Here is a 20,516-nt window from a genome sequence, read left to right as displayed (position 1 = left end):
TCACAGAATAAGGATACACTATATTTTCAAAAATTGCAAGGTTAATAATGTAGAAAATTTAAGGAAAACCGTTAACGGTAAAACTTAAACCTTAAATTTTCCCACCTCTTTAGAAAGATTCTCGATGCTTTGCTTGTTCTTTTGGCTGATGTTGTTTACGTCTTGAACTGCATTGCTTATCTGGATAGCTCCTGCTGCCATTTCGTTCATACTGTCCGTTATGACTCGGGTAAGCTCATCGAGTTTGCGCATTTCCTCGGCTACGTTTTCGCCGCCTTTCAGCATTTCGGCAGAGCCGTCGTTTACCTGATTGGTTACCATATTGATGTCGCGGATTGCAGTCAGTACTTCCTTGCTGCCGTTTTCTTGTTCGCGCATAGCGTCCATCAGGTTTTGGCTCATAGTTTTTACTTGCTCCGAAAGGGAGAAAATAGCATTGAATTTTTCTTCTGCTGTTTTTGAAGAGGTTGAAAGAGTTTCAATTTCACCCGATAGAACTTTTAGAGTTGAAGTTATGGTTTTGCCCTGAGTGCTTGATTCTTCTGCGAGCTTTCGGATTTCGTCGGCAACAACAGCAAAGCCTTTTCCTGATTCGCCTGCATGGGCGGCTTCGATTGCTGCGTTCATTGCGAGCAAATTGGTTTGGCTTGCAATGTGCTGAATAACATTTGAAGCTTCAAGCAAGCCGCCCGACTCTTCGGCTATCTTTTGAGTTACACTCATAGAACCGATAATTGTTTCTCTTCCGTCAGCTGTAGCAGTAGCAAGATTTTTTATGACATCATTTGTTTTATCTAGGGTTTGCGTAATAGAAGCAATATTACCTACCATTTGCTCAATAGCGGAAGAAGACTCAGCAACGGAAGCTGCTTGATTTTCGATACTGCCGTTAAGCTGACTTATAGTTCTAATAATTTCTTCAATGGTAGAGGCTGTTTCTGTAACGCTGGCAGCTTGTGTTAAGGTCTGTTGTTTTACGCTGTCAATGTTGGCACTGATTTGATGGACGGCACTCGCCGTTTCAGTCATATTGCTTGCAAGCTCTGAACCGATGTTGGTCATTTCGTTAGTGTTTTCCCCTACGGTTTTTATTGAAACTCCTATTTTACTTATTGTTTGGTTAAAGTATTCGGATAGGTCGGTAATTTCATCATTGCCAACTAAAGGTAAACGGACTGTTAGGTCGCCTTCGCCTTGAGCAATGTCTTTTAAAGCATTAACTACAGCATTTATCGGCTTAATTATTTTTAAGGTAACAAAGAAAAGTATAATTAAACTGAGCGCTAAAATAGAGAATCCTATGATAATCATTTTAAGCCGCAGGTTATCAATAGTTCCCATAAATTCTCTTATGGGAGCAGCAATAATAATTTTCCAATTTGTTGTTTTCATCGCGGCATAAGAGGCGATTTTTTTCATTCCGCCGTATTCATAAAAACCGATAGAAGGCTTATCACTTTCAATTGCAATTTTTTCAAACTCTGCAAGAGAGACAAGAGATTTATCGTTTTTTACCATTTTTTGTGAATTTTCCTTTCGTTTAACACTTTCAAAATCTTTATATGCTATTGTGTTTCCCGTTGGACTCAAAATATAACAATGTCCTGTTTCCCCGATAACTATGTCGTCAATTTGTTCTGAAAGCCATTCGGCCAAAGTTACGGCACCCAGCACTCCGATAATTTCTTTATTGTTGCCGTAGATGGGAACAGCAAATGTTAAGATCAGTTTTCCGTCAGTTACTGAAATAAAAGGTTCGGTAACAGCTCGTTTACCCTGTATTGCCGCTTTAAACCATTCCGTGTCTTGCACAGAGATTTTTTGCCCATCGTCTGAAAGCAAATAACCGTCTTTAGTAATCAGTGCTGCTTCGTGAAGATCTTTGTTGAATATAACTTCATGTTGAAGAGCAGCTATTTTCTCTTGATATGGAGCATCGGGAGCGCGGAATATCGGTATTCTAGTTATTCCTTCTAAAAATTGAAAGAATGCATTTACCCGTCCATCAAGAATTTCCGCCGTATCGGTTGCCTTATCTTTTAGATGTGTCTCAACTTTTTCGGTTAAGGCTTTTCTGGCAGTACGTACTCCTAAAAGGGCAAGAGTGAATCCCACTGCAAAAATCAATGCGCCGAGCACAATCATAAGCTTGTTCCGCATTGAAAACCGTTTTTTCGATTTGGCCATAATAAAAAATCTCCTTATATTATTTTTAATTTTTAAGAGATATGAAACAAAAAGGATTATTTGATGAAGAAGATCGTTTAAGAGTATTAAGCAAGTTAGGAGATAGTCTTGAAAAATTAAACGAAAAAATAAATTGGGAAATATTCAAACCACTATTAAAAAAAGCATTAACCAAAGAGCCAAAAGGTTTAGGCGGAAGACCTGCATACGATTATGTACTGATGTTTAAAATAATAATCTTACAAAAATTATACAACATAAGTGATGATCAAACGGAATATCAAATAAACGATCGGCTATCCTTTATGAGATTTTTAGGATTGGAATTAAAAGATAAAGTACCCGATGCAAAAACAATATGGCTTTTTAAAGAAAAACTCATTGAAGCGAGAGTATCAAAAAAGTTATTTGAAAAGTTTGGAAAAGAATTAGCTAGAAATAACTTAATAGGAAAAGAGGGTACGATAATAGATGCGACAATAGTAGAAGCTCCGATACAGCATAACAGCAAAGATGAAAATGAACAAATAAAAAATGGAAAAGTCCCTGAACAATGGCAAGAAGCAAAAAATAAGGCAAAATTATCACAAAAAGACTGTGATGCGAGGTGGACAAAGAAGCACAAACGTAATTATTACGGTTATAAAGATCATATAAAAGTAGATAAAAAAAGTAAGCTTATATTGAAAGCAACTGTAACAGCAGCCAATGTTCATGATAGTAAAGAATTAAAAAATTTAGTTGAAAAGGAAGATGAAAGATTATACGCAGATAGTGCCTATATAGGAGAAGAAATAGAGAGAGTTTTAAAAGCGAAAGGAATAGAAGGACAAATTTGTGAAAGAGGAGCAAGAGGAAAACCTCTTACTAAAAAACAAAAAATCGGTAACAGAAAAAAATCAAAAATACGGGCGAGAGTCGAACATGTATTTGGCTTTATGACAAACTCAATGAAAGGTATATATGTAAGAACGATAGGATTAGCTCGTGCAACATTTTCGATAATAATGATGAACTTAACATACAACTTATGTCGATATTGCTATCTAAAGAAATAAAATGAGGGAGCATATAGGTAATAAAATGAAAAGTAAGGGAACTAAGATAAAGAATCCAAGTTTTACACTAGACAATTTATAAAAAAGCTACTAAAATAATAAATAGGTACACTAAAAAATAGGTTTTTAGAGGTGTCCAAAAGTAAAAAAACTAGTAAAAGAAATAGAAAAAAATGAAAACTAGCTATTTATTTAAACATTCCAACTATCTCACCCCTCGGACAGCGATTGTAAGGGAGCAAAAGCAATTTATAAAAATTGCTTTTGCTGTACATCTTTCCGCAGTAATTTCTGCGGAAAGATACCGAAGCGATAGCGGAGCCCTGAAAAGCGCGGTGCTCAATTTTGTTTTCTTCATACTGATAAAAAACAAAATTGAGCAGTCCGCCTGTCAAAGCTGTTTAAAAAACAACTTATTGGAGGTTTTTCCGCTTACGGTAGGAAGCGGAAAAACAATGGCTTTTGAAAATAGGTGGAGCAGATACAAGGAGATAGGCAAAAAAGTACCGCAGGCGTATCGGGTATACGTCGAGCATTTATTTTTGCGTAGCGACGCAGGAGATGCCCGCATATTTTCAAAAGAAATGACGCACGCTGATAATAACGGCGACACAACGGAACAAACCGAAAAAAGATATTATTATCATGCAGATCATTTACAGAGTGCACAGTTTATAACAAATGCCAGAGGCGAACAGTATGAACATATAGAATATACACCATACGGAGAGTTATGGATTGAAGAGACTGCTCCCGGAATAGACAAACTGCCGTTTAGGTTTACGGGGAAGGAGCTGGATGAAGAGACGGGGTTGTACTACTATGAGGCGAGGTACTTGGATCCGAAGTATTCGAGGTGGCTGTCAGGTGATCCTGCACTGAATGATTACATACCAAAGGTACCGATAAATGACGAAGCAAAGAAGCATAATGGAAACCTGCCGGGAATGGGCGGTATATACAACACTGTAAACTTACATGTGTATCATTATGCAGGGAATAATCCGATTAAGTATATTGATCCGGATGGGAGAATATTAATAATTGATGGTTCGTCATCCGATGACCCTAATTACGTAAAAAAAATTGAAAAATTACTTGATTTGGCTTCCTCTGCTTCTGCAGAATTTAAAGATATGCTTGATGCTATACGAGAAAATAAGGAGATAACAGTTACTATAAAAGACTTTAATGAAGAATTCAAAATTCCTGTATGTGGAATTATGAACAAAAAAAATTTCCTTTTAGACTACCCTTCTGATTCAACTATTTATCTAAGTCCAGAATTTACATATAGTGAAAAATCAACAGGGGATAATTTTAGCGCATTAGAGATTATTGCCCATGAGTTAACACATGCTTATGATAATATGAGAGGGATGTATTATAAGAATTCTTACATTCCGGTTAATGGTGGGAAATCACGTTTCAATAGAAAAAAAGAGTTAAATGCTGTTAATATTGAGAATCAAATTAGACTATTTTTTGGTAAGTCACATAGGAATACATATTCAAGTTATGATATAGGAATAAGAACTTATGAAAAAACAAAAAAACGTGTTGAGATGTGGAGTAAAATTAGATGAAAAAAAAGTTTTTTACTTTAATATTTTTTCTATATTTTAATATTTTAGCATTAAGTTTTGAGATTCCTAATGAGTATCAAAAATTTTCTTATATAGATTCTAAGGATAATTATTATAAAATACTGATAGAGGAATTTAATAATGATATAGATAAATATTATGAAATAATTATACCTGGTTTATATCAAAATCCTAATTCTATTAATTGGCATCTGATCTTTGTGTCTTCATCAAAAAAGAATAAATATTGTATTTTTTACTTTAATAACAATTATGGTAATGTATTATTAGAATTGAATGAAGATATTTTTAATAAATATATTTCTGAAATTGAATTAATTATTAAAAATAAGAAAATATCAGAATATGAAAAAGGTATTATTGATTCACCGTTTCTTATTTTCTTTTTTGGGAGAATTAAATCATTAAATATAAATGAATGTTTTTATGGAGTATTAAATTATAAAAAACATGACGATTATCAAAGAAAATTATACGAGTATTTTACTGAAAAATCAAAAGAACTACTAAAAGAAATAGGAGAAAATGAAAACTAGTTATTTATTTAAACATTCTGCCTACCTCTTTTCTCGGACAGCGATTGAAGCAGAAATCCTTTTTGCGGTGTGTTTAAGCAAAAAGCAAGCTCTGACCGGAGGGAAGATCCTTGCCCGTGAAGACAAATGCAGCAAAAAGATTGGAGCGGTATTGGTGCAGCAAGCCGATAGGCGCAGCTTCGAAGCAAGCACGGTGCTGACACTTGTGTACTTTTACATAATTATGATAGTACACAAGTGTCAGCAGTCCGCCAAAAGAAAATTATTATTAAACAGTCCCACTGACAGGACTTTTGGAAATAGGCGGAGCAGTAGTACATTATCCAAACTGTAAATCGTAAAATAATCTTAACGTATCAGTCCCTATTGTACAAGACATTCCAAAGTTGAAGTTTTTCGGTCATATCGCAGTTTTCGTAATCATCGGTCAGCCTCCATTGCCAGTTTGTACCCAGAGTCGATGGAGCGTTCATTCTTGCTTCCGAATTTAAAAATAAAAGATCCTGCATCTGAACGCCAGCAAAATCGGCGACGGAAGAAAATGTTGTGCGGATTATTTCGGAGGCTAATTCTTTTTTAAATTCAAAAGTTTGTAAAATAGAGCAAATCCTTTCATCCACTTTTTTTCCGTAAAGATAGGTATAAATAAATTTCAGCATCTCCTCGGAAGAACCTTCAAGCCAACCCATGATGGTGTCGTTATCGTGGGAGCCGGTATATACGGCACAATTTTTTTTGTGGTTATGAGGCAGATAGGGGTTAGTCAGTTTTTCTCCTTTTAATTCGTTTAAGTCGAAGGCAAATTGTAATATCTTCATCGTCGGAAAATTAAAATCATCCCGCAGGCGGGCAACTTCGGGTGTTATCACTCCAAGGTCTTCGGATAAAATTGGGAGCTCTGTCCTGTATTTTTCATCCAACGAAATCAGATCCTTTTGTACTTCTTCAAAAAAATGATGGTCAGGCCCCTTAACCCATTTTCCTTCTTGGGCTGTTTGTGCTCCCTGAGGAATTGCCCAAAAGGCTTCAAAGCCCCTGAAGTGATCTAACCTGATTATGTCGAAAAGTTTTAGGGTGTGCCGTATGCGGCTTTTCCACCAAAGGTAGCCGTCTTTTTTCATCTTAGCCCAGTCATAAAGAGGGTTGCCCCAAAGCTGTCCTGTCGGACTGAAAAAATCGGGAGGAACGCCCGCGACGGCCTTAGGTTTAGCTTCCTTGTCCAGCAAAAATAAAGCTTGGTTTTGCCAAACGTCGGCCGAATCCATCGCCGTAAATATCGGAATGTCTCCTACAAGTTGTATGCCGTTTTCTTCAGCATATTCTTTTAATTTTTTCCACTGCGAAAAAAAGAAAAACTGTATAATCTTTTGGATTTCATACTCTTCGGAGTGCGCGTTTAAAAATTCTTGAACAGGTTTTTCTTTATTTAAGGCAAGAGGTTTAGGCCAAACACCGCTCCAGATTCCTTGGGGCAGATTTTCTTTATTTGCCCTCTCTTCATAGTCTTCTTTAATTGTCATAAAGGCGGCATAGCCGTCCAGCCAAAAATTTTCTTCTTGATAGAAATTCTCAAGTTCTTCTTTTAATGATGAATCCGTTTTTATTTTTTGTGATAAGAATGCTGCAGCTTTTTTTAGCATCCTTGTTTTATGATAATGGATCAAACCGAAGTCTACTCTTGCAGGATTAGTATTTTCTTGTACTGTTTTTTTGTATTCGTTAAAATCTCTCTCTTCTAAAAAGCCTTTTTCATAAAGAGCTTCAAGGCTTATAAGATATGGGTTTCCTGCAAAGGCCGAAAAAGATGCATAGGGAGAATCTCCGTAACCTGTTGGGCCTATAGGAAGCATCTGCCAAACTCCTGTTCTTGTTTTTTTTAACCAATCTATAAAGGCAAAAGCCTCTTTACCTATTGTACCTACTCCTTCATTATTCGGAAGGGATGTAGGATGTAAGATGATGCCTGAAAGTCTTTTCATTTGTTTTCCTCCGTTATCAATCTATAGTTTTCTGCTATGTAAAATATAATTCCCGTAATTCCCGGAAATATAAACAGGGCAGGTAATGAAATCAATAATTTTAAGGCGCTTAAAAATATTATCTTATATGTAAAAAAAGAATCTTCAAAAAAAAGATAAAAGGCTTTTTTTAAGTTTGCGATTATTCCCTGACTTTTAGTTTGAAAGCAAACTATTGCTGGATACCAAAAAAGGGAAAGCTCAAAAATTAAGAAGATAAAAATGATGAGTCCCGATAAAAAATATCCGGTAATAGTTTTTAGGCTTAAAAAATATCTTAATAAAAAAATCAGGCTTAAAATAACCGGTACTTTTATTGCAGATAGGGTTAAGGCTTCAGTAAGATTTTCTTTTAAACTGTTTATAAGTTTTTTTACTGCTGCCTCATCTTTTTTATAATAAAAAGAATATAAGGCAAAACTCATTATGTGAAAAATTATATAAAAACTTATGTTAAAGCTAAAAGCGGCAAGATAATTTTTAGGTAAAATTACCGGCAAAAAAATAATCAAAAAGAATATGAGAATAAAAATTAAATTTAAAAAAAATATTTCTTTTTTCTTTTTTATCATCGTGCCTATTTTATTTAATTTAAGATAGACGGCATGTTTTAAGTTTTCTGTCCGTCTTAAACCTATCGATTGCAAGATCAATCAAGTGCATAATAAGCTCATTGTATGGAAGGCCTGAAGCTCCGCACATCTTAGGAAACATCGAAATTGAGGTAAAGCCGGGAATAGTGTTTACCTCGTTTAAGTATATCTTTCCGGTTCTTTTGTCAATAAAAAAATCTACTCGTGAAAGGCCTGAAAGATCCAAGGCTTCATAGGCCTTGATAGCGGTTTCCCTGATTGTTTTTCTTTGACTTTCGGTTAAGTCGGCCGGAATCTTTAATTCGGCTCCGTTCGGATCGGTATACTTTGCATCATAGTCATAAAATTTGTGTGTGGGAATTATTTCTCCCGGAATGTAGGCTATCGTTTTTGTGTTTCCCGTAACGGAACATTCTACCTCTCTGGCTTCGATGCAGGCTTCAATTAAAATTTTATTATCCCATAAAAAAGATTCTTCTGCCTGTTCCAAAAGCTCTGTTCTGTTTTTTACCATTCCGGCTCCTACAGAGCTTCCTGCCCTGCATGGTTTTATAAAGAGGGGGTATTCCAAATCCTTTTCGGCCCTTGCCAAGAGTGCCTTTTTCTTTTCCGGATCATCCCAGTCCTGTTTTTTGATTGCTATGTAAGGCACGATGGGTAGGCCCGAATAATCCCAAATCATCTTTGTTTTTTCCTTATCCATTGATATGCTTGTGGACATTACATCGCCCCCTACATAGGGGATGTCTGCCATTTCAAATAGACCTTGGATTGTGCCGTCCTCGCCGAATCTTCCGTGTAAAACGGCAAAGACTGCATCGGTCGGTAAAAACTCATCTCCTGCTTTTAAGCCTTTTTTTGCACCTCCTCCCGGAATGAGGGTTACTCTCTTTGTCTCATCTTTTTTTATTTTTAAAACGGCCTTTTCGTTTTTTATAATACGCTCTCTTTCTGCATCATCATGTAAATACCATGCGCCGTTTTTTGAAATGCCTATCAGGTGTAGCTTGTGTTTTTTATCTATTGTCCTTATAATCGACGATGCCGATTTTAGAGAAACCTCATGCTCGCTGGATTTTCCGCCGTAGATGATTGCTATATTCATATTTACTCCCATAAATTACTGTCTGTAAAATTAAATTAATGTAAGTTATTCTATCATTGTTTTGTAAAATTTTCAATTGGATAAGATTAAAACGCATTAACTGCTTCAATACCCTTATACGAAATCTCATTTTTACTATCCGCTAAAAGAACTTCTAAGATGCTGATTGACGAATTTTTAGGAGTAAATTTATTTCTTAAAGAAAAATTATCCAAGGCCCAGGCGAGAGCCATAGTTATTGTGCCGTAGTGTGTTACGATTATTATGTCTTCATCTTTTAAGGCCGTTTCGTCTAAAAATTCTGCCGTTCTTTTAAAATGGTCAAAGGAGGTTTCGCCCTCAGGAGGGGCTATGGTATCGTTCTTTTCGATCCAGTTTTTTGCTTCAAGAGGATATTTTGCCATAGCCTCTTCAAAGGTCAAACCCTTAAAAATACCGAAATTATATTCTTGAAGCCGTTTATCGGTTTGAATATTTTTTAATCCTAGGTACTCGGCTGTTTGCAAGGCTCTTTTAAAAGGACTAGAATAAACCTTAAACGAAGCAAATTCTTTTAGCCTAGGTTTTAACTCATCAAGCATGGGATAGGCTTCTTCTGCCAAGGGACTGTCATCCAAGCTGAATATCTTTTTTTTGTTTGTTACCGTTATTCCGTGTCTTATCAAAACTATCTTCATATTCTCTTCCTTAAAAATTTATTTTCAAAATTTTTATAAATGGACTGTGATAAAAAAACTTGTACTTAAAACTGCAAGTTCCGTTAATTCGACAATAAAACCGTTTACGTCGCCTGTGGTGCCGCCGATTTTTTTGTATGAAATTCTTATTACGATAAATGTTAAAATTAGTGCGATTGCAGGAAAGATTAAATATTTTATACGCTCTGCAAAAATAAAACTTCCTTGAATTGTTGAAAAGGCTGCTATCTCAGGTGCAAAAAGCGAAAGGATGCATACGATTATGAGCCAAAAGAAAAAACCGGCCTTGGAGGCTGATTTATGAAAGAGGGCGCCGAGCCCCGTATCCTTTGCAGGTTTTGAAAAAACTACAACCGCCAAACCTGAAAGCCGCGAAATTATTCCGGCTAATATAAGAAGTCCCGCATCGGGCATTATGGTAGAATAATTTATGTATCTAAGAAGCAAAAAAACATTGAGGCCTATTGTTCCATACGTTCCGACTCTCGGATCCTGCATAATTTCCAATATTTTTTCTTTTTTTCTTGCAGAAAAAAAACCGTCTACGGTGTCTCCAACTCCGTCAAGGTGAATACCGCCTGTTAAAAACAAGTATAGTAGTAAGCTGAGGAAGCCCGATATTTCAAGATATTTTTGCGGAAGAAAATAGATTGGGATAAGCACTAGTCCCGCAATCAGAGCTCCTATAAGAGGGAAAAAATAAAAAGCTCTTTTAATATTTTTTTCGTTAAAGTCGACGTTTATATTTATGGGTATGCGTGTAAAAAACTGCAAAGCTAAGATAAATCCTTTCATATTGATACTCTCTTTTTTAGTTAAGATTTTATTTTTATAGGTAAACCGCAAACGCAGAGTACAACCTCATCTGCAAGTTCGGCAATTTTTGAATTTACTATTCCCTGAATATCCGAAAAAGCTCTTGATACCGGGTGCATGGGTACAATAGATGATCCTACCTCATTTGTTACAAGAATTAAGGAGCCGTTTATTTTTTTTATTTCTAAAATAAGATTTTTGATTTGCGTTAATGAGACTTCTATTGTTTTTTGAATATCCTCTTCGTTCGGTTTTTCTTTTTCTCCGGTTATTTGAAAGAGAATTCGAGAAATTAAATTTGTTATGCAGTCAAGTAAATAGTACTTTTCTTCTTTGACGGCCTTTTCTAAATTTAAAAAGCCTTCGTATGTGCACCACTTTGGATTGCGTCTTGCAATATGCTTTTTTACTCTTTCCCGCATTTCGTCATCATAGATTTCTGCGGTTGCTATATAGACAACATCGTCTATGCCGTCTAAAAGTTTTTCGGCATAGGCCGATTTTCCGCTTCTTGATCCGCCGGTTATAAGTGTTATCATAAGGTAATTATATCAAAAAAAAGAAAAATGTTAAGAGGGCAAAGAAGGCGGCTGACGGATTTTAAAGCGTTCTATTTTTAAAAAACACCAGCCGCATAAAAAAGCCTTTTACGGCAGGAAGGCTTTCGTAGTAAACCGTTCCATCGGTTTCTTTTACTCTTTCTTCGATAGCTTTTAAGCCAATTCCTTTTTTGATTTCGGTACATCCGATACCGTTGTCCTTCATGGTTACGATGAGAGAGGTCTCTGTATAGGAAAAATGAATTATGATTTTTGAAGCCTTGCCGTATTTTGCAGAGTTGGATAAAAACTCCTGCACTGCCTTATATATTGCGTGGCTTTGTTTTTCGTTTAAACTCCAAATATCTTTTGAAAAGGTGAATTGCACATTGATATTTGTCATTTTTTTAAATTCGTTTATGAGGTTATGAATTAAAATTATTGTTTCATATTTGTTATAGTCTATCGGTTTTAATTCTCTCAAAGCAAATCTGACTTCTTCTAAATTCTTTTTTGCAAAGGAATTTAAATCTAAAATCTTTTGAGGTAACTCATCGTTGTTGTTTTTTGCGGCCGCATAGAGGGCGTTAAGCTGAATAATCATTGTAGAAAGTCCGTGTCCTACGCTGTCATGGATTTCTCGTGATATACGGTTTCTTTCTTTTAAGGTCATAAGATCTTCGATCGACTCATTGTATATTTCCAAATCATGAATGGAATTTAAAAGCTCTTCTTTTTGAATATCAAGTTCGTCTATTTTGTTTTGGAAAGAAATAATTTTATTTTGATTGTTTTTAAAATACTCTAAAACTCCTCCGCTTAAAATAAAAAGAGCCGTATAGTTTACCATTGTTCCTACATCAAAATTTCTTAATGAAAATATTGAGACTGCAAGTCCTGCCGTGCCGAGGATATAGGTATACGGCTTTGAATTATAGTAAAAACTATCTATCAAAGGAATTAAAAATAGGAGAAACGGAATGTCCGCACCGGTTATATGCAGTAATAAACAAAGAGTCCAATCGGTTAAGCAAAGAATAAAAAAAAGAAAGGTCTTATTATTTATATAGAAAAGTCTAAGATTAAATAAAATAATAAAACAAAGATATAATAAAAATTGAACTCCGCTAAGTTTATCTCCATTTATGCTTATTTGAATAAGGCTTGATGCTATTAAAAAATAATGAATAAAAATAAAAAACTTATTTTTCATAAGGCTAATTATATTATAATAATTAAGATATTGCAAGATTGGTGTTCAAAAAAGGAGGCAGAAGCTGCCTCCTTTTAATTAATTGATTTCGTTGTTAAACTCTTTTATCTTCCGGCTGCCGGCCGTAAAAATTGCGGCACACATTGCCCAAACTATCAATATATTCGGAAAAAGTTTTTCTTTTTCAAGCATTTCCATCAGCCAATATAAAGGGGAAAACATGGAAATATTTTTAAATACAGGCGGAAGCGAAACAAAGGGCATGACAGCAATCAGAGCAAGGAAAAACATTACTATTGTAATCAGGCTTGTCATATTCGATACTAATGGCAGCTGAGATTCTTTTTTAAAAATTCTCGCGACTAAAATGGCTATGGAGAGGGCAAAAAAGCTTGTTGAAACAACAGCTAATAATATCAAGGGAAGCCCTGTAATCTCCAGTTTAAATACTATTGTCGCAAAAACAAAAACAACCATGTTTATTACTACCTGAATAAATACAAAGGCCGATAAAAAACTTCCCACTATTTTAAATTCGGAATTGGGGCTTATTATTGCACGTGCAAGCATCTTTGTTTCTCTGAATTTTATTAGATCTGTAGCAATTGCATTTGAGCCGAAAAGTATTATGTACAATACGAGTAAGGTCATCATTTTTAAGCCTAGACTTATGATGTTTCCGTTATCTTGAGCTTTAAATACCACATTTATATTGTTGTTTAAGAGACTGCCTTTTTTGCCGGAAAGATCCGAGCTTTTAATAAAGTTATCCAAAAGATAAGCATTTATGCTTAAATTCAGGGCTTGAATTCTGTTATCAAGAACAACGCTTTCTTCCGTTTTTAAAATTTCAAGCTCCGGTTTTTCTCCTTTTGAAATCTTTTCGGAAAAATCTTTAGGTATAATTATAAGGCCCGGTATTTTTCCCATTGCAAGTTTTTCCTTAGCCTTTTCCAGTTCCTTTTCTCTATTTTCAGGACGAATCGTAGACTCGGAACCCGAAAAAAAGTTTTCCCAAAGATCTCCGGAATCATCTACAAAATAGGCTGTCTCATTCATTTGAACTGTATATTCAGTACTCTTTTTTGAAGTCTCAGTCTCTTTTGGTTTAAGAATAAATCCTATTATAAGAATCAAAATTATCATCGCAAAAGGAAAAAAAATCAGCATTCCTGTATTTGATATATTTTTTAATATTCTTTTTAACTGTGCTAAAAATAAAATCAAGAATTTTTTCATATCCGCCCCCTTAAATTTCCGTCTTCCTAAAATTTACCATAACTAAACCAAAAATATAAAATGCCGCACCAAGGGCTAGCATTATAATAAGGCTGCTTAACATTCCTCCAAGAGAATTTTCCACAACAAGATCCTTAAGAGGGGTTGTTATAATTTTGGAAATATTATATTTTAAAAATATTTTTGAAATTTTATTGTCATTTGGAATTGTAAAAAGAACTGTTCCTAAAACTCCAAATATAAAAAATACACCTATTACTATAGTATAGATAATTTCCTTTTTGTTAAAAGTTGTAAGTGAACATGCGATGCTTCCTGTCACGAGTGAAAAACTTAAAGCGTATATAAAAAGCAGAATAGGATTTCCCATAAAAGAAACTTTTAACAATCTAAAAGTTAAAATATAAATTACGATGGCAATAAAAGCTTTTAGTGCCGTGCTTATTATTTGAGCATTAAAGATATAGGTCGAACTTTTAGGTATCGAATTAATACGCAGGGTAAGGCCTACATGCTTTTTCTTATATGCCAAGGTAATAGGCTCCATAACAAACATAAAGAATAACAATATACTTATGGCTATTGCATAGGCTTCATAGCTTGACATACTTTGCAGGGCCGGGTGCATAGTAATTTTTCCTATAGATTTTGAGCTTTCTTTTTGAATATTAAGATATTGCTTCATAAGATCTTCAGGTTGCGAAGATTCCGAAATAGCCTTAGTTATTTTATGATTCCCGTTGATGGAACTGCTTATGTTTTTAATTATATTTGATAAAACCATAATTGTTGCAGAAGACTTTTCTTTTCCGATAATTAAAATATCAAAGTCTTTGTTTTCTTCTACAGAATTTTGATAGCCTTTAGGAATCTTAATTGTGTATTTTGCACTTTGTTCCTCTTCAATTTTTATGAAGTTTTTTAAGATATCCGAATTTAAAATACCGGTCAGCTGTTCCGATAATGCGGATTTGTCTTCATCGTTTAGAAAAACCGGAATAGCCTTTTCGTTTGTTTCGGCCTTAAAATCAGATTTTCGCAAAAAACCGTTGTAGCCGACAAAAAGTATAGGCAAACAAAGGTAAACCAAAAAAAAGGTAATAAAGTTATCTTTTATCGCTATAAGCGTAATCTTTAAAAATGCTTTCATCTTTTCCCCTCAATTTATTCACGCAATTTTTTTCCGGTAAGCTGTAAGAAAACCTCGCCTAAATTAAGCTCATTTATTTGTAAGGCTTTGATTACGGCTCCTGATGTTTGTAAAATCCTGATAGCCTCATCAAGGTTGACCCTCTCTCTTTCATAGAGGATATTTAGCTTTTCTCCTGCCTGCTCTACATTTAAGGCTCCGTCAAGGAGTCGGATTTTTTCCATCAGCTCTTCATTTATATTGTCAGCCCTTATTTCGAGGGTTACGGTGCCGTTGGCCTTTTCCTTTACGGAATTAAGGGAGCCGTAGGCAATCTCTCTGCCCTCATCGATTACAAAGATATTTTTGCAAAGCTCTTCAACCTCTTCCATGTAATGCGAAGTGTAAAGAATTGTAGTCTTGTCTTGTGAATTTATTTTGCGCAAATACTCAAAAATATTGTTTCTGGATTGGGGGTCAATACCTACCGTAGGCTCATCCAAGATTAAAAGACGGGGCTTATGCATGATGGCTGCGGCAAGATTGAGCCTTCTTTTCATTCCTCCGGAAAATTTTTTCACCTTTTCTTTTTTCTTTTCCGTTAAGCCGACTACTTCCAAGGCCTCGTTTACAGCTTCTTTTAGCATTTTTCCTGAAAGGCCGTAAAGGCTTGCAAAAAAATTGAGGTTGTCGATTGCCGATATATCCTCCGATAAGGCAAGCTCCTGTGGTACGAGGCCCATGAGTTTCTTTGCCTCTATCGGTCTTTTTTTTATACTGTGTCCGCCTATAAGCACCTCACCGCTTAAAGGGTCCAAGATTCCCGTTATTATATTTATCAGGGTGGATTTTCCGGCACCGTTAGGCCCTATAAGGCCGAACATATCGCCTTCTTCAATATCAAAAGAAACGTTTGAAAGCACCTGCTTTTTTCCGTATTTTTTTGATACATCCTTAACTTCCAATATTTTCATAAAACGCCTCCATAAGAAGTTTGTTGATTGATATGCCTCAATTTTAATCGATTTTGCTTAAAATAAAAGTGCCGAAAGTCATTTTTTATAGGGAAAATAGTAATGGTGCCTATCAAAAATCTTATCTTAGGCCCTTGTATAAAGGGCTTTTTTTTGCGAGAATGAGAAGTAATGAATTTTTATGATGAAATAAGAAGCCGGTACGGGAACATAAAACGAGCCCGCGGATTTTACCTTTATACCGAAAAAAATATAAGACTCTTGGATATGTACTTGGATGGAGGAATGTCGATATTGGGCCGAAGAGAAAACCAGGCTCCATTGGTTTTTAAACAAAGCATAGATAAGGGTTTAAACGCTTTCTTGCCTTCTTCGGGGGATTATCGTCTTAAAAAGGCCTTGAATTCTCTTTTTCCCGAGCACCCTTATTTTTACCTTTTTTCGGAATGGAACTCCGCTCTTTCATTTTTGGAAATGAGAGATAATACAACCGTTTCCGAATCTTCAATTGGCGAAAATATTTGGAAGCCTTTTTTGCCCTCATCGGAAAATTTAAAGACCAAAGCTGCCTTTTTTGTAAATCCTCCGTTTTGCACCTCGATAAAAATTCTTGTTTCTAAAAATCCTCTTCCTATTATGTCCTGTGCAGTTTCTGCAGCCGAAAAGGAAGTTTTAGCCAAAGCCTTTTTCGATTTGATAAGAATCATTAAATTGAGAGAACAAGAAAAAGAACTTTCGGATGAAGAATTGATAAATTCGGCCCGTGGAAAAAAGAAAAAAGAGCAGCTTGCAAAAAACATAAAGTCATGCAGAAGGGTAGAGGAGCTTTGTTCCAATTTTTGGAATATGGAAGGTCCCTATCTTTTCTCAAAGTTGGATGAAGAAAAATATGAGGATTTTTTTAAATCTGCCTTGGATTCTCATATTCTTTTGTCTCCTTATTTTACTATTCCGTCGATATTGCCGAAAATAAGAGTATACACCGAGCTTGAGAGTTTTCTTAAGGCTCAAACATAAAATAAAGGATTAAATAATGAATGATTTAGTTAAATTTTTATCGGAAGGTTATCCTATTCTATTGTTCACAAAATTGTTTTTAGGAGCGGCTGCCGTTTTTTTCGGAATTATAGTATGGAGTAAAACTAAGAAGGTCTCAATGATTCTTTTTGTGCTTGGTGTGTTTTTGATGTATATTTCGATTTTAACCGATACGCTCACATATTTCGGCTTTATAAATACTAAATTTTTTACTATAGGGCACATTCCCATTCTTTCTCTGATTTTTGAAAGCACACCGATAGCTTTTTTTATAGCAAGTTTTTGCACCTTTTTAAAGGAAAGGCATTTTTAAAGCTAATCAGTCTTGTTCTTTTAGTTCGGTATCCGGTTTTTTGCAAGCCCTTACGATATAAATCGGGTTTTCGCTTTTAAATAAGCCTGTTTTTCCCATTGAGGCGGTTTGAATAAGATGGGCTTCAATTTCGGTATATCCGTATTTCGGGAGGAGCTCTAAAAATTCGTTTAAATTTTTTATAAGAATAAAATTTGCACAGATTATTCCGCCTTTTTTTAAATGCTCTTCAAGATACTCAAAAATATTTTTTAGCTCGCCTCCGCTTCCGCCGATAAAACACTTGTCGAATTTTACAGACCCGTATTCAGAGTTTAAAAGAGCCTCAGGGGCCTTGCCCGAAATCAAATTTATTTTGACCCCGAATTTTTTTGCATTTTCCAGTATCAGGGAGCAGGCCTCTTCGTTAAATTCAACTGTTGAAACTTCCGCTCCCTGCAAGGCCGCTTCAATCGATACGGAACCGGTGCCGCCTCCGATATCCAAAAATCTATCTCCCTTTTCTATTTGAAGATGGGAAAGAGAAATGTTTCTGATATTGAATTTGGTCATCGGCACCTCGCCTCTGATAAATTCGCAGTCTTTAATATTTTTCATTTTCAACAAGTACCGTATTTAAAAAAGATTTTACTATAATCTTATCACCTATATTATATTCTTCAATCAACTCATCGGGATATGAAAGATTGTAGCCTACAAAAAGCCTTCCTCTAAAACCTTCTTCTTTTAAGCGCGCCGAAATTGTATCGGGATTGTTCGTTTTATCGGTAAGAATAAAAAAGCTTTCCTTGTCCTTCATAGAGGAAAAGTCTACCTCTCTTCCATGAAAGGAGTAAAAGGATAGAGCCTGCCATTGTTTTTGAAGTTTGTTCATAAGGTACTGCATTGAAGAAATACCTGTTATAATTTTTTCTATTTTTATGTTTTTCTTTTTTACGAATTCGGTAATGCCGAAAAAACAGGGGTCGCCTGAGGCAAGGACTAAAACTTTTTTTGATTCTATCGGGAGATCGAGAATTTCCGAAATTGTTTTTAGAACTTTTACGTCATCTCTTATAGGCTGAATATCGGAGGCTATACGCTCAAAGCCTGCAACTATATCTGCATCCTTGATTGTACGCACAGCCTCTTGGGTTAAAAGTTCTATATTTCCGGGCCCTGCCCCGGCAATAATCAAGGGCATGTTTTATTTTGAGCCTACAGTTTTTAAAGCTGTTTCAAAAAGTTTTTCAAAACCGGCCTTATTTAATCTTCCTGTGTGAATGGTCCCGGGAATGAGCATTCCGCTTTTGTCTACAATAAAACTTGTAGGTACACCTGCAATTTGCTGGTAGATGGGAAGAAAGTTATCGACAGTTATGAGGGCCTGAAAAGAACAGCCTGCATCCTTCCATAATTCTTTGGCAAAGGCTAAGGTTTCTTTATCTCCTTCTTGAAGGTCGGCTGTAAGGGCTATCACATTTACTTTTTTATCGGCATAGGCCTTGTAAGCTGCTTCCAAGTCGGGTAACTCCGCCCTGCATGGACCGCAAAATGTTCCCCAAATATTTATCAAGGTAATATCGTATTTGGCGAAAATTTCATCCGTAACCGTGTTCCCGTCAAGGTCCTTTGTTGAAAATTTAAGCCGGTTTTTAGCATCATCTGAAGTTTTTGACTCCGACTGACTTGTAATTGCAGATGTCTTTGCTTCTTCATTACCTTTTGCTTCTGCTTTCGAGCAAGATATAAAAAATACGCTTGCAAATATTGCTATTAACACATAAAAATGTAATTTTTTCATTTGTAAACTCCTATATTATAAAATAATTTTCAAATTTCTACCCGAAAATATACTCAGACTTTATGGAATAATCAAGGGATTTGAGAAAAATTATTCTTTTCTTCTATAATTGGGCCTGTGTTTGTAGGTTTTTCCGTAAAAAGAAAACTGTGGTCGATGGCGTGAACAGGGCAGGCCTTGATACATTCTCCGCATCTTATACATTCGGGGCTGTTTGGGCTCTTATATGTAGGAATGTCAAGCTTGCAGGTTCTTTCGCATTTTTTACATTTTATGCACTTGTCGTTGATTTTTAGGCGGTATAGACTTATAGGATTGAAAATACCTAAAAAGGCTCCGAGTGGGCACAAATAGCGGCAAAAGGGTCTGTAAAAAATTATTGAAAGCATCGCTATTATTACGGTTATAGTTAGTTTAAGTCCGAATAAGGCCCCTAAAGAGGAGGTGAGGGCTTGATTTACCGATATGAGCGGAATAGCTCCAAAGATAATCCCGGATGGGCAAATATATTTACAAAAGTAGGGATCGCTTAAGCCGTACTTGTCCTGCAGGGCAAAGGGTAAAACAAACACAAAAAAGGCAAGGATAAAGTATTTTAGGTATTTTAAAATTCTGTTTATCTTTTGCGGAACCTTAAATTTTTTTAATGGAATTTTATCCAAGAGATCTTGTACTAGACCGAAGGGACAAAGATATCCGCAAAAAAGTCTTCCCGCCGCTATTGCAAAAAGGGCCGTGAGTCCTACAACATAAAATGCAAAGTTAAAATTTCTGCTTCCTATCGTTGCCTGTATCGAACCTATGGGACAGCCGAATAGGGCACCCGGACATGAGTAACAGTTTAAAACCGGCATGCAGACCTTTTTCATAGGCCCTTTATAAATTTGCCCCTTTAAAAATCCTGTGAGGTTTCCGTTTAATGCCATCATCCCTAGGACTTGAATAGCATGACGTTTTTTGTTCAGCGTTTTTTGTTTATTTTGTTTAGCCAATTCCTATGCACTCCGTACAAATATTTACGGCTTTTTTGAGGACGACAGCAACCTCTCCGCGGTATATTCCTATAAGAGTAAAACCTGTTGCCAATATAATAACAAGGAGCGCCGCTATTTTCTTTTTCATTTATCCTCCTGCTTGATTTTAAGTTACATTATATATACAACTTAATATAATATTTGGATACAGACTCTGTTTTAAAATTTTATTTACTTACTCACATTGACCCAAGCCGCTGCCCTTGAAGCCTTCTCAAGTTCTTTTACATTCATACGAACAGCCGTATTTTCGGTACCGGCTGCGGGATATACCGTTTCCAGATTTCTTATAGATTCATCAATATAGACAGGAACCTCGGTCTTTAATCCGAAGGGACAGACGCCTCCTGCCGGATGGCCTATAAAACTTAAAAGCTGTTCTTCATTCATCATCTTTGTTTTGCAATGAAAGGCCTTTCTGAATTTTGCATTATCTATGCGGGCCGAGCCTGCAAGTAGGATGATTATAGGCTCTTCTTTTACCATAAAGGCTAGGGTTTTTACGATAAACTCGGGTGCACATCCTACCGCTTCCGCTGCAAGGTCTACGGTTGCACTTGAGGTATCGAATTCTATAATCCTGTCTTCCAATGAAAACTGCCTTAAATGTTCTCTTGCTTCTTTTAATCCCATTTA

The 20,516-nt window shown here is 35.7% G+C and carries 23 protein-coding genes and 1 pseudogene; 7 read left to right on the top strand and 17 right to left on the bottom strand.

Annotated elements, in window-relative coordinates; all coding sequences use genetic code 11:
• Positions 1–84: 84 nt before the first annotated feature.
• The gene (locus tag E4O04_RS12140; protein ID WP_253708291.1) at positions 85–2,187 is read right to left on the bottom strand and encodes a methyl-accepting chemotaxis protein; all 2,103 of its coding nucleotides are present in this window, start codon (positions 2,185–2,187) and stop codon (positions 85–87) included.
• 41 nt (positions 2,188–2,228) lie between these two features.
• Here E4O04_RS12140 and E4O04_RS12135 point away from each other — a divergent pair, with 41 nt between their 5' ends.
• From E4O04_RS12135 to E4O04_RS12120, 5 genes and pseudogenes are all read left to right on the top strand, one after another.
• The gene (locus E4O04_RS12135) at positions 2,229–3,245 is read left to right on the top strand and encodes an IS5 family transposase (protein ID WP_253708288.1); all 1,017 of its coding nucleotides are present in this window, start codon (positions 2,229–2,231) and stop codon (positions 3,243–3,245) included.
• A 581-nt stretch (positions 3,246–3,826) separates the two neighbouring features.
• Positions 3,827–4,288: pseudogene (locus E4O04_RS14225) on the top strand (RHS repeat domain-containing protein); the annotation flags it as partial.
• Entirely contained in the window at positions 4,262–4,831 is a 570-nt protein-coding gene (locus E4O04_RS14220; protein WP_371922299.1) for a M91 family zinc metallopeptidase, read from the top strand. The pseudogene E4O04_RS14225 and the gene E4O04_RS14220, both read left to right, overlap by 27 nt.
• Positions 4,828–5,388: a hypothetical protein gene (locus E4O04_RS12125; RefSeq protein WP_253687451.1), complete on the top strand. Its 561-nt coding sequence runs from the start codon at positions 4,828–4,830 to the stop codon at positions 5,386–5,388. Before E4O04_RS14220 ends, E4O04_RS12125 begins: the two co-directional genes overlap by 4 nt.
• Complete coding sequence (locus E4O04_RS12120) at positions 5,378–5,722, top strand: hypothetical protein (RefSeq protein ID WP_253708285.1); 345 nt, start codon at positions 5,378–5,380, stop codon at positions 5,720–5,722. Before E4O04_RS12125 ends, E4O04_RS12120 begins: the two co-directional genes overlap by 11 nt.
• 22 nt (positions 5,723–5,744) lie before the next feature.
• Here E4O04_RS12120 and malQ read toward each other — a convergent pair whose 3' ends face one another.
• The 10 genes from malQ to E4O04_RS12070 all read right to left on the bottom strand — a co-directional run bounded on the left by malQ (position 5,745) and on the right by E4O04_RS12070 (position 15,712).
• Entirely contained in the window at positions 5,745–7,367 is a 1,623-nt protein-coding gene (malQ, locus tag E4O04_RS12115) for a 4-alpha-glucanotransferase (protein WP_253708282.1), read from the bottom strand.
• Positions 7,364–7,978: a hypothetical protein gene (locus E4O04_RS12110; RefSeq protein WP_253708279.1), complete on the bottom strand. Its 615-nt coding sequence runs from the start codon at positions 7,976–7,978 to the stop codon at positions 7,364–7,366. Before E4O04_RS12110 ends, malQ begins: the two co-directional genes overlap by 4 nt.
• Before the next feature lie 19 nt (positions 7,979–7,997).
• On the bottom strand, positions 7,998–9,104 hold the full coding sequence (locus E4O04_RS12105; RefSeq protein ID WP_253708277.1) for a D-alanine--D-alanine ligase family protein: 1,107 nt from the start codon (positions 9,102–9,104) through the stop codon (positions 7,998–8,000).
• A gap of 86 nt (positions 9,105–9,190) precedes the next feature.
• A complete protein-coding gene (locus E4O04_RS12100; RefSeq protein ID WP_253708274.1) occupies positions 9,191–9,781 on the bottom strand; it encodes a histidine phosphatase family protein in 591 nt (196 codons plus the stop codon).
• Positions 9,782–9,814: 33 nt separating this feature from the next.
• Positions 9,815–10,597 (bottom strand): adenosylcobinamide-GDP ribazoletransferase, encoded by a 783-nt coding sequence (gene cobS / locus E4O04_RS12095; protein WP_253708272.1) that lies wholly within the window; start codon positions 10,595–10,597, stop codon positions 9,815–9,817.
• Between the two features lie 20 nt (positions 10,598–10,617).
• Positions 10,618–11,157 (bottom strand): bifunctional adenosylcobinamide kinase/adenosylcobinamide-phosphate guanylyltransferase, encoded by a 540-nt coding sequence (gene cobU, locus E4O04_RS12090; protein ID WP_253708269.1) that lies wholly within the window; start codon positions 11,155–11,157, stop codon positions 10,618–10,620.
• Positions 11,158–11,218: 61 nt separating this feature from the next.
• Positions 11,219–12,370, bottom strand: a complete 1,152-nt coding sequence (locus E4O04_RS12085) for a sensor histidine kinase (protein WP_253708267.1) — start codon at positions 12,368–12,370, stop codon at positions 11,219–11,221.
• Positions 12,371–12,448: 78 nt separating this feature from the next.
• The gene (locus E4O04_RS12080) at positions 12,449–13,609 is read right to left on the bottom strand and encodes an ABC transporter permease (RefSeq protein ID WP_253708265.1); all 1,161 of its coding nucleotides are present in this window, start codon (positions 13,607–13,609) and stop codon (positions 12,449–12,451) included.
• Between the two features lie 10 nt (positions 13,610–13,619).
• Positions 13,620–14,759, bottom strand: coding sequence for an ABC transporter permease (locus tag E4O04_RS12075; RefSeq protein ID WP_253708263.1), 1,140 nt, complete (start codon positions 14,757–14,759; stop codon positions 13,620–13,622).
• Positions 14,760–14,773: 14 nt separating this feature from the next.
• A complete protein-coding gene (locus tag E4O04_RS12070; RefSeq protein WP_253708261.1) occupies positions 14,774–15,712 on the bottom strand; it encodes an ABC transporter ATP-binding protein in 939 nt (312 codons plus the stop codon).
• Between the two features lie 171 nt (positions 15,713–15,883).
• On the opposite strand from E4O04_RS12070, the gene E4O04_RS12065 reads away from it, so the two are divergent.
• Positions 15,884–16,729, top strand: a complete 846-nt coding sequence (locus tag E4O04_RS12065) for a hypothetical protein (RefSeq protein ID WP_253708260.1) — start codon at positions 15,884–15,886, stop codon at positions 16,727–16,729.
• 16 nt (positions 16,730–16,745) lie between these two features.
• A complete protein-coding gene (locus E4O04_RS12060; RefSeq protein ID WP_253686991.1) occupies positions 16,746–17,063 on the top strand; it encodes a hypothetical protein in 318 nt (105 codons plus the stop codon).
• 6 nt (positions 17,064–17,069) lie between these two features.
• Here the strand turns inward: E4O04_RS12060 and cbiT are convergent, their stop codons facing one another.
• The 6 genes from cbiT to E4O04_RS12030 all read right to left on the bottom strand — a co-directional run bounded on the left by cbiT (position 17,070) and on the right by E4O04_RS12030 (position 20,513).
• Positions 17,070–17,660, bottom strand: a complete 591-nt coding sequence (gene cbiT / locus E4O04_RS12055) for a precorrin-6Y C5,15-methyltransferase (decarboxylating) subunit CbiT (protein WP_253708259.1) — start codon at positions 17,658–17,660, stop codon at positions 17,070–17,072.
• Positions 17,647–18,246, bottom strand: a complete 600-nt coding sequence (gene cbiE, locus E4O04_RS12050) for a precorrin-6y C5,15-methyltransferase (decarboxylating) subunit CbiE (RefSeq protein ID WP_253708258.1) — start codon at positions 18,244–18,246, stop codon at positions 17,647–17,649. Before cbiE ends, cbiT begins: the two co-directional genes overlap by 14 nt.
• Positions 18,247–18,249: 3 nt before the next feature.
• The gene (locus E4O04_RS12045; RefSeq protein ID WP_253708256.1) at positions 18,250–18,846 is read right to left on the bottom strand and encodes a TlpA disulfide reductase family protein; all 597 of its coding nucleotides are present in this window, start codon (positions 18,844–18,846) and stop codon (positions 18,250–18,252) included.
• A gap of 71 nt (positions 18,847–18,917) precedes the next feature.
• The gene (locus E4O04_RS12040) at positions 18,918–19,838 is read right to left on the bottom strand and encodes a 4Fe-4S binding protein (protein ID WP_253708255.1); all 921 of its coding nucleotides are present in this window, start codon (positions 19,836–19,838) and stop codon (positions 18,918–18,920) included.
• Positions 19,831–19,968, bottom strand: a complete 138-nt coding sequence (locus E4O04_RS12035) for a CD1871A family CXXC motif-containing protein (protein ID WP_253686996.1) — start codon at positions 19,966–19,968, stop codon at positions 19,831–19,833. Before E4O04_RS12035 ends, E4O04_RS12040 begins: the two co-directional genes overlap by 8 nt.
• A gap of 83 nt (positions 19,969–20,051) precedes the next feature.
• Positions 20,052–20,513, bottom strand: a complete 462-nt coding sequence (locus E4O04_RS12030; protein WP_253686997.1) for a YbaK/EbsC family protein — start codon at positions 20,511–20,513, stop codon at positions 20,052–20,054.
• Positions 20,514–20,516: the final 3 nt, after the last annotated feature.

Source organism: Treponema sp. OMZ 799 (assembly GCF_024181365.1).
In the GTDB taxonomy this organism is placed as follows: Bacteria; Spirochaetota; Spirochaetia; order Treponematales; family Treponemataceae; genus Treponema_B.
This window is presented reverse-complemented; position numbering and strand designations above follow the sequence as displayed.